The sequence below is a fragment of the Streptodolium elevatio genome, assembly GCF_053592165.1.
Window position 1 is genome coordinate 222,062 of record NZ_JBSFVE010000012.1, and the last position, 12,615, is coordinate 234,676.

The 12,615-nt window shown below is 69.3% G+C and carries 12 protein-coding genes; all 12 read left to right on the forward strand.

What is annotated here, in order from left to right; genetic code table 11:
* Positions 1-113 precede the first annotated feature (113 nt).
* The 12 genes from ACWD12_RS22970 (at position 114) to ACWD12_RS23025 (ending at position 12,595) form a co-directional block, all read left to right on the forward strand.
* The gene (locus ACWD12_RS22970; RefSeq protein ID WP_358346872.1) at positions 114-722 is read left to right on the forward strand and encodes a DUF6668 family protein; all 609 of its coding nucleotides are present in this window, start codon (positions 114-116) and stop codon (positions 720-722) included.
* Positions 723-733: 11 nt separating this feature from the next.
* Positions 734-1,027 carry a hypothetical protein gene (locus tag ACWD12_RS22975; protein ID WP_358346870.1) on the forward strand — a complete coding sequence of 98 codons (294 nt, stop codon included), beginning with the start codon at positions 734-736 and terminating at the stop codon, positions 1,025-1,027.
* Between the two features lie 31 nt (positions 1,028-1,058).
* Positions 1,059-1,868, forward strand: a complete 810-nt coding sequence (locus tag ACWD12_RS22980; RefSeq protein ID WP_450101076.1) for a hypothetical protein — start codon at positions 1,059-1,061, stop codon at positions 1,866-1,868.
* Positions 1,862-3,892: a hypothetical protein gene (locus tag ACWD12_RS22985; RefSeq protein WP_450101077.1), complete on the forward strand. Its 2,031-nt coding sequence runs from the start codon at positions 1,862-1,864 to the stop codon at positions 3,890-3,892. The genes ACWD12_RS22980 and ACWD12_RS22985 overlap by 7 nt, the downstream gene beginning before the upstream one ends.
* A 71-nt stretch (positions 3,893-3,963) precedes the next feature.
* Positions 3,964-5,454, forward strand: a complete 1,491-nt coding sequence (locus ACWD12_RS22990) for an SCO6880 family protein (RefSeq protein WP_450101078.1) — start codon at positions 3,964-3,966, stop codon at positions 5,452-5,454.
* The gene (locus ACWD12_RS22995) at positions 5,451-6,932 is read left to right on the forward strand and encodes an ATP/GTP-binding protein (protein WP_450101079.1); all 1,482 of its coding nucleotides are present in this window, start codon (positions 5,451-5,453) and stop codon (positions 6,930-6,932) included. Before ACWD12_RS22990 ends, ACWD12_RS22995 begins: the two co-directional genes overlap by 4 nt.
* The gene (locus ACWD12_RS23000) at positions 6,929-7,912 is read left to right on the forward strand and encodes a hypothetical protein (RefSeq protein ID WP_450101080.1); all 984 of its coding nucleotides are present in this window, start codon (positions 6,929-6,931) and stop codon (positions 7,910-7,912) included. Before ACWD12_RS22995 ends, ACWD12_RS23000 begins: the two co-directional genes overlap by 4 nt.
* Entirely contained in the window at positions 7,909-9,699 is a 1,791-nt protein-coding gene (locus ACWD12_RS23005; protein ID WP_450101081.1) for a type IV secretory system conjugative DNA transfer family protein, read from the forward strand. The genes ACWD12_RS23000 and ACWD12_RS23005 overlap by 4 nt, the downstream gene beginning before the upstream one ends.
* Positions 9,696-10,151, forward strand: coding sequence for a DUF4913 domain-containing protein (locus tag ACWD12_RS23010; RefSeq protein ID WP_450101082.1), 456 nt, complete (start codon positions 9,696-9,698; stop codon positions 10,149-10,151). Before ACWD12_RS23005 ends, ACWD12_RS23010 begins: the two co-directional genes overlap by 4 nt.
* The gene (locus tag ACWD12_RS23015) at positions 10,148-10,414 is read left to right on the forward strand and encodes a hypothetical protein (RefSeq protein ID WP_450101083.1); all 267 of its coding nucleotides are present in this window, start codon (positions 10,148-10,150) and stop codon (positions 10,412-10,414) included. Before ACWD12_RS23010 ends, ACWD12_RS23015 begins: the two co-directional genes overlap by 4 nt.
* A 23-nt stretch (positions 10,415-10,437) precedes the next feature.
* On the forward strand, positions 10,438-11,862 hold the full coding sequence (locus ACWD12_RS23020; RefSeq protein ID WP_450101084.1) for a peptidoglycan DD-metalloendopeptidase family protein: 1,425 nt from the start codon (positions 10,438-10,440) through the stop codon (positions 11,860-11,862).
* Between the two features lie 28 nt (positions 11,863-11,890).
* Positions 11,891-12,595 (forward strand): hypothetical protein, encoded by a 705-nt coding sequence (locus ACWD12_RS23025; protein WP_450101085.1) that lies wholly within the window; start codon positions 11,891-11,893, stop codon positions 12,593-12,595.
* Positions 12,596-12,615: the final 20 nt, after the last annotated feature.

The window sequence follows — 12,615 nt, forward strand, 5'->3', positions numbered from 1 at the left end:
ACGCGCCGTGGATAGCACGCGAAATAGGCCGGGGATACGTTTGGCGCGTTCCGGTTCTCGGACTTCGGACCGGGCGTTGCGGGTGTGATCGGGAAAGCGAGGTGACACCGGCCTTGGGCAATCCATGGATTCCCGCGGACGATTCGGCGGTCACCGAGCGGAAGCCGGTCGTCGAACACACTCCGCGCCCGCTGCGGACCCAGCCGCCGCCGAGCGGCGCGGTGCCGCCGCCGACGCGCGGCGGACTGCCGCTGCGCCGCCGCCCCGACGCGCACCTCGCACCGTGGTGGTGGGTCGGCGTGCACGGCGGCGCGGGTGTCGGCTCGCTGCAGGCCTGCGCACCGCAGAGCGCGGACGGCGACCGGGCCTGGCCGGTTCCCGAAGGCCAGGGCACGGCAAGGGTGGTGCTGGTCTGCCGGTCGAACTTCGGGGGCCTGCGCGCCGCACAGTCGGCCGTGCGGCAGTGGGCCGCGGGGGTCGTCCCGAATGTCGCGGTGCTCGGCCTCGTGGTCGTCGCGGATGCCCCAGGACGGCTGCCCAAGCCTCTTCGTGACCTGACGACGCTCGTGGCGGGCGGCGTACCCCTGCTGTGGTCGGTCCCCTGGGTCGAACCCTGGCGCCTCGGCCATCCGCCCGATCCGGGCAACACGCCCAAGGCGGTTGTCAAGCTCGTGGCGCAGATATCCCAACCAGCTCGCAGAAATTCGGAGAGGTCGTCATGACAGGGCGTCTTGTGAGTGCCGCGCAGCAAATCCACGTCATGCTCGCGCCGGCGGGCAAGGACCCGATCACGCCGAAGAAGACCGAACTGCCGAAAGAGATGAACTCGGCACTCGGCACGGTTGCCGGTTTCGTGGTCGCGTTGCTTGTCGTCTACGCCCTGTTCATGTTGTTCCGGGCGCTCGCGGACGCCATCGGCGCCTATCGCGACGGAAGTGCCGTGCCGTTCGCGGGAATCATCGTGATTCTCGTGTGTCTGGCGCTGGCGACCGGCGGAATTTCGTTCATCGTGTTCGCGGTCGCCTGATCCGACCAACGAACGGCGGGGAGGCGACGGCATGTTCAGACGAGGCGGGCGGGAAGGCGCATCCGCCGGCGGGGCCGGCATGCGCGTCGGCGGGAGCGACGAGGGCTTTTTCGCGCAAAAGCGCAGGATCGCCTCTGCCGCGCTTCTCGTCGTGCTGCTCCTGACCGGACTCATGACCATTGCCCTCGGCGACGACGAGCCGGTCGTGCAGCCGCAGCAGACCGGTGCCGCGCCCGCACCGCCGCCTCCGCTGCCGCCGCTCGAGTCGTGCCCCGAGCAGCCCGAGCCGGACGGGACCGAGCCCCGCACCGCGCCGGTCGAGTTTTCCTGGTCCACGTACCACGGCTTGGCCATCCCGTTCTCCTCCACGGCCGGGCCGCATGCCGCGGAGGGCGACGTGGCCCGGTGTTTCGCCCGCACCCCCGCAGGCGCCATCGTCGCCGCGCTACAGATCAGTGCGCGCTACTCGCTGGCCGACGACTGGCGCCCCGTTTTGGAGTTCCAGGTGGCAGCCGGGCACGAGCGGGACGCCGCGATGCGGAGGCTGGCGGAGCGAGCGGCCGCCAAGGGTGCGGAAGAGGTCGAGGACGCGGACCCTCGCGACTTCATGCAGGTGGCCGGCTACCAGGTGATCAGTTTCTCCGCGGATGCCGCGGCGATCCGGGTGGCCCGTGGGTCGGTGGACCGTGGTACGGCGGTCGCCACCATCTACTCGGTCGAATGGATCGACGGTGACTGGCGGCTGCGGATCCAGCCCAACGGGGCCGGTTCGTCGGCCGTCCAGCCGCTCAAGTCCCTTGCCGGGTTCACCCCGTGGGGCCCCGAATCGAAGGGATGGTGACCGTGCCGGTCGCGCCGCGTACCAACCGGAAGTCCGGGGACGGGCGTCCACGCGCCGCTCGGGTCCTCGTCCAGCCGCGTGGGCTGGCCCTTGTGCTGCTTGCCACGTGTCTCGCCGTCCTGGGGCTCACTGTCGCCGCCGGCAGCGCCGCCGCCGCCCCGAGCCACAGCACCCCACGGGCCGTGGCGCCGGCCTTTGTCGCGCCCATGGCCAAGCAGTGCGACGACCTCAACTTCCACCCGGGGATCTTCGGATCCGACATCGACCCGGCTCAGGAGTACTGCGACAAGTGGTACACCGCACGGGGCGACGAACCCAGCATCCTCACGCAGCCCGTCGAATGGACGACCTACAAGCTCAACCGGGCGGCGGAGTCGGTCTTCACCTGGTGGATGACGGCACCGAACCCGATCGTGGGGAAGGAGGTGCCCGGAACCGAGGAGACCGTCGACTTCACGAAGAAGACGCTGGCAATCCCCGCACTCTTCGTCCTCGCCCTCGTCATCCTCATGCACTTGTGGCAGACCGCGCGGTCCGGTGACCCGAGTGCGCCCGCGAAAGGCATGTGGGGTGGGATCATCTTCATCGGCACGCTGTTCCTGACCATCACGTTCAACAACGCGGTGGTCCGGATGGGCGTCTCGTTGCGCGACTGGACCATCAACCAGGGAATGCCCGGGGAAACCCAGCCCGACGCGGCGCGCAGCATGGAGTCCGCGATCCGCGACTACGCCCAGAACTTCGACGACGAGAACTTCTTCATCTACGCGACGTTCCTCATCTGCATCATCGTCCTCAGCCTGGTCCTCTACTTCGAGAATCTCTTCCAGTTCGTGGTTGTCATCGCCCTGGTCGGCACCATGCCGTTCATCGCCGCGTTCTCGGGTTCGGCCTACGGCCGGGAGATGCTCCGGCGAGGCGTCACCACGATGATCGTCCTCGGACTCCTGGACGCGTTCCAGGGCCTAGGACTCGTGGTGCCGATGAAGCTGCTGAACGCGAACAAGGAATCCGCCGAATCGGGAGCACAGAACGGCTTCTTCGTCATCTTCATGCTCATTCTGGTGGTATTCCTCCCGTTTGCGATGATGGGCTTGGCGATCCCCATGGCCGAGGGCCTGGCCAGTAGCGGTTCGTCGGCCCGAAACCTTGCGAGCCTGGTCGGGCCGATCGGCGCCCGTGCGGTCGGTACCGCGCTCAACGTCGCCCACGCCGCCATCTCCCCGGCCACGGGACTGGCTCGGGGGTCCGGGAACCCACGCCCCGCCCGGGCCAACGCGTCGACTGGCATGGGGTCGGTCGGCCACAACGGCCGCGGTGGCGGTGGCGGTGGCGGTGGCGGTGGTGGTGGTGGCGGCGGCGGCGGTGGTGGTGGCGGCGGCGGCGGCGGGGGCACCCCGCTCTCCCCCCTCAGCGGCGGCGGAAAGCAGACCAAGCCGAGCAACAACACGGGATCAGGCAGCAGCGGCGGCAGTGGGGACAGCACGGACGGCGGCGCGAGCGGCAGCAAGTCCGGCCCGACCCCTGAACAGACCGCCGCGGCGGCCCAGGCAGCATCGGACCTCGCCGCACTCAACGACGGTGGCGGCGCGGAGGCCCTGGGCCCTGACGGCAGTTCGCTGGGCGGCGGCAACGTCTACACCGAGCCGGTCAACGCCAGTCGGGTGATCTACAGCGACGGCAGCAGCCGTGACACCGGCAACGACGCCGACAACGGCGGCAACGACCAGAACCCTCGCCCCGACTATCCGGACCGTCAGGGCGCCTCCGGGGCCGGGGGTGCCGGGGGCGCGTCCCACGACACCGTTCCGCAGCCTCCCCCGTACACCTTCAGCACCTCCGGCGACGGCTCCGTCACCTACCACGGCGACGGGACGCCCGGGTCGGAGAGTTCCAGCAGGATCGTCCCCCGACCGAAACCCCAGGCCGAGCCCAGCGCCGCGCCCGGTCCTGCGTCCGGCCACACGTCCGGCCCTGCGCCCGGCCCCTCGGGACCGGCGGGCTCGCAACTCCCCGACGACTGATCTCCGCACTCCGTAGTCCCACCACTCGACCCCACGAATGACGGTCCTCACGGACGGATGAGAAGGCACGTATGTCACAGAGCGCTCCGCGTACTTACGGGAACTGGCGTCAGCCGACTTCGCCGGGACTCGGCCGACTCGGCCTGGCGGGAACTGCGGTGATGTTCGGCGGTCTCTTGGTGATCGCCCTTGTGATGTACCTGTCGTGGATGCTCGCCGTGGGCTTGGCCGTGGTGCTCGGCATAGGCATGGTGCCGATGCTTGTGACCGACCGCCACGGCCGGAACGGGCTGCAGTGGATGACCGCACGGACTGCCTGGTCCAGCGGCAAGTCCAAGGGCCAGCACCTCTACCGGTCCGGTCCGCTGGGCCGTATCCCGGTCGGCACCTGCCGGTTGCCAGGGCTGGCCGCAGCGTCCACATTGCACGAGGCGCACGACGCCTACGGCCGTCCGTTCGCGATCCTCTCCGTGCCCGCCACCAACCACCACACCGTCGTGCTGACGTGCAGCGCCGACGGTGCGTCCCTGGTCGACAGCGAGCAGATCGACACCTGGGTGGCGTACTGGGGCCACTGGCTGTCGCAACTCGCGCACGAGCCGCGGCTGGTGGCGGCCTCGGTAACGGTGGAGGCGGCACCGGACACGGGGGAGCGTCTGCGCCGCGAGGTCGAGGGCAACATCTCCGGCGACGCGCCGGAGCTGTCCAAGTACGTGCTGCGCGAAGTGGTCGAGACGTATCCGGTGGGCTCGGCCCAGTTGGCGACGCGCGTGGCCCTGACCTATTCGGGCGCGGGTGTCCACGCGGGCGGTCGCAAGACCGCGGCCGACATGGCCCTCGAACTCGGCACCCGGGTACCGGGCTTGGCGAACGGCCTGCAAATGACCGGGGCCGGCCCCGCCCGGCCGATGGGTGCCGAGGAACTGGCCGAGGCGGTCCGCGTCGCGTACGACCCGAGCGTCGCCGGCCTCATCGAACAGGCCCGCGCCACCGGCGGATCCCAGCTCACCTGGAACGAGGCGGGGCCCATCGCCTCCCAGGAGTCGTGGGACCACTACCGGCACGACGGCGCCTTCTCGATCACCTGGTCGATGTCCGAGGCACCGCGCGGCGAGGTGTACGCCAACGTCCTCACGCGCCTGGTCGCCCCGCACGCCGACATCACCCGCAAGCGCATCACGCTGCTCTACCGCCCGCACGACGCCGGTACCGCCGCGCGCCTGGTCGAACGCGACCGCAAGGACGCCCTGTTCCGCGCCCAGCAGGGCAAGATGATCCAGGCCCGCGACTCGGCCGCGGTCAGCGCCGCCGACCAGTCGGCCCGCGAAGAGGCCACCGGCGCCGGCCTCGTGCGCTTCGGAATGCTGGTCACCGCGACCGTCTCCAACTACGAGGACCTCGAAGTCGCCAACGCCGCCATCGACAACCTGTCGGCCACCGCGCGACTCCAACTGCGACGCGTCTACGGCTCGCAGGCGTCGGCGTTCGCCGCCGCGCTGCCCTTGGGACTTGTCCTCCCCAATCACCTGAAGGTGCCCCAGCAGCTGCGGGAGGCGATGTGAGCAGGCAGCGCAGGCAACCGGTCGAGCGCCGTGAGCGCGTACCCCGCGGCGGAGGCCGTCCGGGGCCCCGGGGTTGGCTGGGGCGCGGGGCGGGCGCCGCCTCGTACGTCGAGGCAGTGCCGGAATGGCGCGGCACCACCGTGCAGGTCTGCGGCATGTGGCCGTTCGGCGCCGGGTCGGGTACGCCGGTCACCGGCGTGCCGCTCGGCCGGACGCTGACCAGCGGAGCCACGTTGTGCTGCGACCCCATCAGCTGGTTCCAGCGCGCCAAACTCCTGCTCAATCCCAGCGAGTTCGTGCTCGGCAAGCCTGGTCTCGGCAAGTCGACCATCGTGCGGCGCCAGGCCCTCGGACTGGCCGGGTACGGCGTGCACCCGCTGGTGTTCGGCGACCTCAAGCCCGACTACGTCGACCTCATCCACGCCCTTGACGGCCAGGTCATCACCCTCGGCCGAGGACGCGGCTCGCTCAACGTCCTGGACCCGGGGGAGTCCATCGACGCGGTCAACCGGCTCACAGGCGAAGCGCGCAGGGCGCTGATCGGCGACATGCACGGCCGCCGCCTCAACGCAGTCGGGTCGCTCATCACGATCGTGCGCGGCAGCCCGGTCACCGACCGCGAGGAGACACTGCTGAGCACCGCGCTGCGGCTGCTCGACGACAAGTACGACGGTGTCCCGGTACTCGGGGACCTGTTGGCGATGCTCCGCGAAGCGCCGGAGCCGCTGCGCGCGGTCGCGCTCGACCGAGGCGACATCAACCGCTACCGGGACGTCACCGAGAACCTCGAATCCTCGCTCGTCAGCCTGTTGGGCGACGGCCGTCTCGGCGACATGTTCTCCAAGCCGACGACCGAGCCGATGAAGCGTGACCGGCCGGTCTGCTTCGACGTGAGCAGCATCGACGACGCCGAGACCCAGTTGCAGGCCGCGGCGCTGCTGGCGTGCTGGAGCTACGGGTTCGGCGCCGTCGCAGCCGCGCAGGCGCTGGCGGACGCCGGACTGGAGCCGCAGCGCCACTACTTCGTGATCCTCGACGAGCTGTGGCGCGTACTGCGCGCTGGACGGGGCCTCGTGGACCGTGTCGACGCGTTGACGCGGCTCAACCGCCAGCGCGGTGTCGGCGTCGCCATGATCACCCACACGATGTCCGACCTCTTGGCGCTGCCCACCGAAGAGGACCGGATGAAGGCGAAGGGATTCGTCGAACGCGCCGGCATGGTCATCTGCGGCGGTCTGCCGAACGCCGAGATGCCTCTGCTCACCCAGGTGGTCGGGATGACCGCTTCCGAACAGCAGATGATCGTCGACTGGTCCACCCCGCCCGCGTGGGACGGCAGCGAGGGTGACGAGTCGCCGCCACCCGGCCTCGGCAACTTCATGGTCAAGGTGGGCGGCCGTCCCGGAATCCCCGTGCACGTGGACCTCACCGCGGCGGAGCGGGAGGTCAACGACACCAACCGCCGGTGGGCGACATGACCGCGGTCCGCCGGCTCGTCGCGGTGCTCTTCGCGCTCTTTTTGGTCGCGGCGGCGGCACAGACCGTCCAGGCGGCACCGGCGGCTCAGCCCGTCCAGCCGGCGCCAGCGGCCCAGTCCCTCCGGGCGGCACCGGCGTTGCTGCCGCAGGGCAACAACAAGAACCCCAAATGCGTCTACGTCGCCGAGGACATCAACGGGTTCGCCTTCACCTACTACTGCCCTGGCCCCGACGTCGGGGAATTCCTCCACTCGGAGAACGACTACTACGTCAACTGGGACGAGGACTCGGACAACTACAAGAAGCCGGGGCCCCCGGGGTCCAAGCACGGCCTCGGCCAGCCCTGTGACGAGGACGACCGCCGTTGGAAGCCCGACCTCGACTGCCTCGGTCCGCACGACTGGACCGGCATCGGCGAGTGGCTGCGGGGGCAGGGCGCGCCCGGTCTCGTGAACGGGAACAGCCACCGGCTCGTCGACATGGACAACCCGTGCCTGACCCTCAAGGACGGTGCGGCAGACCTGTTCCCGAGGTGCCCCGACCCCACGGAGCCGAACGCCAACCCCTGCAGCCACATCAAATTCGACGACGAGAAGGAGACCAAGGAGACGGTCGAGCGGTGCAACAGGGAGCATCCGTGGTTCACCTACTCGGGCAAGAAGCCGCCGCCCCCCAAGGCGGAGTGCCCGTACGTCGAGGGACCCGTCTCCGAAAAGTGCGCCGACAAACAGATCGTCGGGTCGGGCGCGTACAAGGCCCCGGCGGGTGTCGTGGGCCCCATGAAGACCGTGCTCGGCTACGCCGTCGCCCTGGTCGCGGTGTTCTGCCTCTTCGGCCTGTTGCGGCACCTTTTCGTGGGGATCTCGAGGTACAACCACGGTGACGCGCTCGGCGAGGTGATCGGGTCGATGACCTGGAGCCTGGTGGCCCTGGCCGGGGCCCCCTTCGTCACCTGGGCGATCTGGGCGGCCGTCGCATGAGTGCCACGCGCCGCCGCCGCGGTCCCAACCCGTTCTACGAGTGGCTGCTCGGCCTCGCCTGCGTGGTGATCCTCGTGGTGGTGGCCTTCGCCGCCTGGGGCGCCGCCGCGATCACCTCGGTCGTCGAGGACAAGCCCGCTCCGCCCGAGTCCCCTTGGCACATGGTCGAGGGGCTCATGCGCGGCACCTACAAGTGGCCGGGTACCGGGGCGTACATCGCGCTCGGGCTCATCCTGGTCGTGGTGTTCGGCCTGGTCGCTTACGTCGTCTATCGCATCCTCACCCGCGACGAGGTCCTGGTGGACCGGGCCATCAGGTTCCTCGCCAAGGACCGGGATCTGCGCGGGTTCACCACGGAGGGCGTGTCCGGGATCGCACAGCGGCTCAACGTGCCCGAGGACGCCCCGCCCGGGGTGTACCTCGGCAAGGCGGTGCGCAACGACCGCGACCTGTGGGGGTCGTGGGAGGACATGCACGTCGACATCTGGGGTCCGCGTACCGGCAAGACCGCGACCCGGGCCATCCCGAACATCGTCGCCGCGCCCGGTCCCGTGGTGGTCACCTCCAACAAGCGCGACGTCGTGGACGCGACCCGGATCTCCCGGCAACAGCGCGGCAAGGTCTGGGTGTTCGACCCGCAGTCGCAGGCGGGGGAGAAGCCGACCTGGTACTGGGACCCGATGACGTACGTGGGCAACAGCATCGTCCGCGCCATGAAGATCACCGGTCGGTTCTCGTCCATCAACCGCCCCGCGCACGCACGCAGCGACGCGTACTTCGAACCGGCCGCCGAGGACCTCATCGCGCATCTCCTGCTCGCCGCGTCCGAGGACGGCAAGCCGATCACCCAGGTCTACACCTGGCTGACCAGACCGAACGACGACGCCCCGGCGCGCATCCTGCGGGAAGCCGGACACGACATCTCGGCGGACGCGGTCGAGGCGAACATGGCCAGTCCGGACCGGCAGCGTGCGGGTGTCTACGGCACCGCGACGCAGATCATGTCGTTCCTGACGGCGCCGAACATCACCGAGTGGGTGACGCCGGGCGCCAACCCGGACCGGCCCACGTTCGACTACAAGACGTTCGCGGAGACCACGGACACGATCTACCTCCTCTCCGAGGAGACGAACAAGGCCGCGGCCCCTCTCGTGCTGGCGCTCACCGCGGCGCTCGCGGAGGAGGCGGAGAACACCGGGATCCGCTCGCCCGGTGGACGGCTGCCGCTGCCCATGCTCTTCGTCCTCGACGAGGCCGCAAACGTCTGCCCGTGGAAGGCATTGCCCGACAAGTACTCGCACTTCGGATCGCGCGGGATCGTCATGATGACGATCCTCCAGTCCTGGGCGCAGGGCGCCGCGGCGTGGGGCGAGAACGGCATGTCCAAGCTGTGGGGCGCGGCCAACGTCCGTGTGTACGGGGGCGGCGTGGCCGACATGAAGTTCCTCGGCGACTTGTCCAAGGCATCCGGAGTTTTCGAGCCCGGCACCACCAGCATCACCTACAAGTGGGGCGATCCACGCGGCATTTCGCGCTCGTCCCGGCCCGAGGCGGTGCTCAACGAGGCCGACCTCGCCTCCATGCCGCGCGGTCGCGCGTTCGTGCAGTTCAGCGGAACCCCGCCGGTGCTCGTCAAGACGGTCCCGTGGTGGGAGGGCCCGCACGCGGCGACGATCCGGAAGTCCATCGCCCGCTACGAGCCCGGCCCACCGGCCCCGGCCGCACCCGTGCCGCCTGCCCCCGCGCCGGCTGCCCCGCCCCCGGTCCCCCTTGGGAAGACGACATGAGCGAAGCACCGGCCGCGGTGGCCGAGGAAGAATACGCCGAGGCCGACATGGTGTTCGCCTCGTTGGACGAGTTCGTCACCAGATATGTGGCACAGATCGTGCGCCGCCGTCTCGGCAGGTCGGTCGCGATGTGGTGCCCGGCTTGGTGGAAGCACCCCGAGGCGGTCGCCAGGTTCTCGGTGATGTGGCGGGCCTTCGAACACCTCAAGCAGGACCCCGCGTTGGGCTTGTCCACGTGGTGGTTGCACCACGCCGATCCGCACCTGCGCGCGCTCATGGACCCGGACCGGGGGCCCTTCGTCCTGTGCGACCCGCGTGAGGGCCACTCGGACCGGCCGCCGGAGCCGCTGCCGATCGAGGCCTCGCCCCCGGCAATGTGGGACGACCCTGTGTACAGCGTTCGCCGTCGCGGGGAGGCGCCGTCTGACGAGTCGGCAGCGGGGGCGGCATGAGCGACCTCCTGGGTCCCGTCAACACCCAGGCGGGACTGCTCGGGGCAGACGCCGCGAAGTTGGCCGCCTTCGGGATGAAGCATCTGGACAAGATGGCGGCGGCAGTGACCAAGGCATTTGACTCGCCGTCCGCCGGCATGAAGTCCGCGGCGGCCAAGAGCCAGGCCCCCACGGCCGCGCCCGTGGCGGTGGTGAACACCCAGCAGCTCGCTGCTGAGATCGCCAGTGAACTCGGCGCAGGCCGCGAAGCTTCGCGGGGGTGACCGTGGTCCGCATCCTCCGCGCAATGGCGCTGCTCATGGTGCTGGTGATGACCACCGGTTGCTCGTTGTTCTTCAAGTCCGACGATGAGCAAACCGTGGAAATGAAGCCGGTGGGACTCAACACGTCGCTGATCCCGGAGCAGTATCTCGACATCGTGATGCGCGCGGGCAACCTGTGCCCGGAGGTCTCGCCGGAGATGATCGCCGCGCAGATCTACCAGGAGGTCGCAGGTGGCAATCTCGACGCCAAGGAGTGGCCGACCAACCTGACGAGTCCGGCAAAGGCGAAAGGCATCGCGCAGTTCATCGACGCCACGTGGGCCGCCTTCGGTACCGACGGTAACGGGGACGGCAAGGCGGACGTCTGGAACCCGTACGACGGAATCATGTCGATGGGGGTCTACGACTGTGACCTGGTCCAATACGTCGACGACTATGGCAGCGCGGACATTCAGTCGCTGATTCTCGCCGCGTACAACTCGGGTCCCGGAGCGGTGGAGTATTACCGGGGCATACCTCCGTACGCCGAGACCCAGAAGTACGTCAAGACGATCAAGAAGAACATGGAGTTGTTGCGCACCGCCGTCCAAGGGGGGCCGGCCGGCGACTTCGGGGCGCGGGTCGTCAACGAGGCGCGGAAGCAGCTGGGTGTGCCGTACCGCTGGGGTGCGTCGAGTCCCAAGACCAACAAGTCACCAGGCGCCTTCGACTGCTCGGGGCTGACGCAGTACGTCCTCGGTCAGCTGGGGGTAAAGGTGGCGCGGACGGCAAGCGCTCAGATCATGAGCGAGACCCCGCGTCGGATCGCGGCGAAGGACGCCTTGCCCGGTGACCTGGTCGGCTTCTCGCGCGACGGCAGCATGAAGGGCGTGTACCACATCGCCGTCGTGGTCAACAGCACGGACATCATCGAGGCGCCGAAGCCCGGCGAGAACGTCCGGGTCGGGAAACTGAGCTGGTACGAAAACAAGACGAAGTTCTTTGTGCGGTACACCGGCCCAGCCGCCAAGGACGGAGCCGGTGGTGCGAAAGTGGCGCCGTTGAAGGGGGCCACGCTCACCAACGGCTACCACGCGCCGGGGCCGTATCAGGACCCTCAAGGGCACACGGGCATCGATCTGGTCATGAAGAAGGGCGCGACGGTCGGCGCCCCGATCAAGGCCGTTGCCGACGGCGAGGTCTACCAGGCGGCGTACACGGGGTCCTACGGAAACGAAGTGATCATCAAGCACGGCGCCAAGCTGTATTCGCAGTACGCGCACACGCTGAGATTCACCGTCAAGAAGGGGGACAAGGTCAAGGCGGGGCAAGTCATCGCGTACATCGGAAACAGCGGCACGAACACCACAGGTGCGCACCTGCACTTCGAGATACGCACCGGACCCAGATACGGCGACGACGTCAACCCCTCGGAATGGCTGAAGAAGAACGGGCTGAGCTATGGGTGACCGGTCCCGCCCACGTCGAACCCGTTCCGTGGCAGTGGTGTTGGCGTGCACGGCCGCGCTGGCGGTCGCGTGCAGCGGGCCACTGCCCGGGACGGAACGCGCGGCCTCGACCACGGCGTCCTCGGGCGCACCCGAACCGGTGGGACCTTACGGCACCGGGGCGGCTCCCGGCCTCCCGACCCCCGGCGTCACGGCCACCGATCCGAGTGTCTGGCCGTCCACGGAGACGACGCCGACCTACACCGAGATGCACGACGACCACGACCACGGCGGCGAGACCCCCGCACCGCTGCCCACCCCGTCGGTGCCGGTGGCGACACAGGTCGACGGCAACGATCCCCTGGCCGTGTCGAAGGCCGCCGTGATCACCATGCTCAGTTCGGACACCACGACCGACACCTCGGCGGCCGACGCGATCCTGCGCGCCGGTGTGTACTTCACCCCGAAGTTCCTTTCCGACCAGCGCGGCATCATGCCCGGCGTCCGCGAGGACCCGCGGTGGCGGCAGTGGAAGGAACACCAGGTCCGGATGGTCGTGGAGGCGGAGTTGGCGGACGACATGGGCAAGCCGCCGAACACCGCGGTGGAGGCTTACCACGCCTGGTCGGTGACCACTCAACCCGTTGGTTCCGACGGCTACAAGGGCGTGCCCGACGAGGACGTGCTCTTCGTGACGATGACGCGGGAGATGTCGGGCAAGCCCTGGCTCGTTTCCGCGATCGAATACGGCTGACCCGCCGGGAGTCCGCGCCG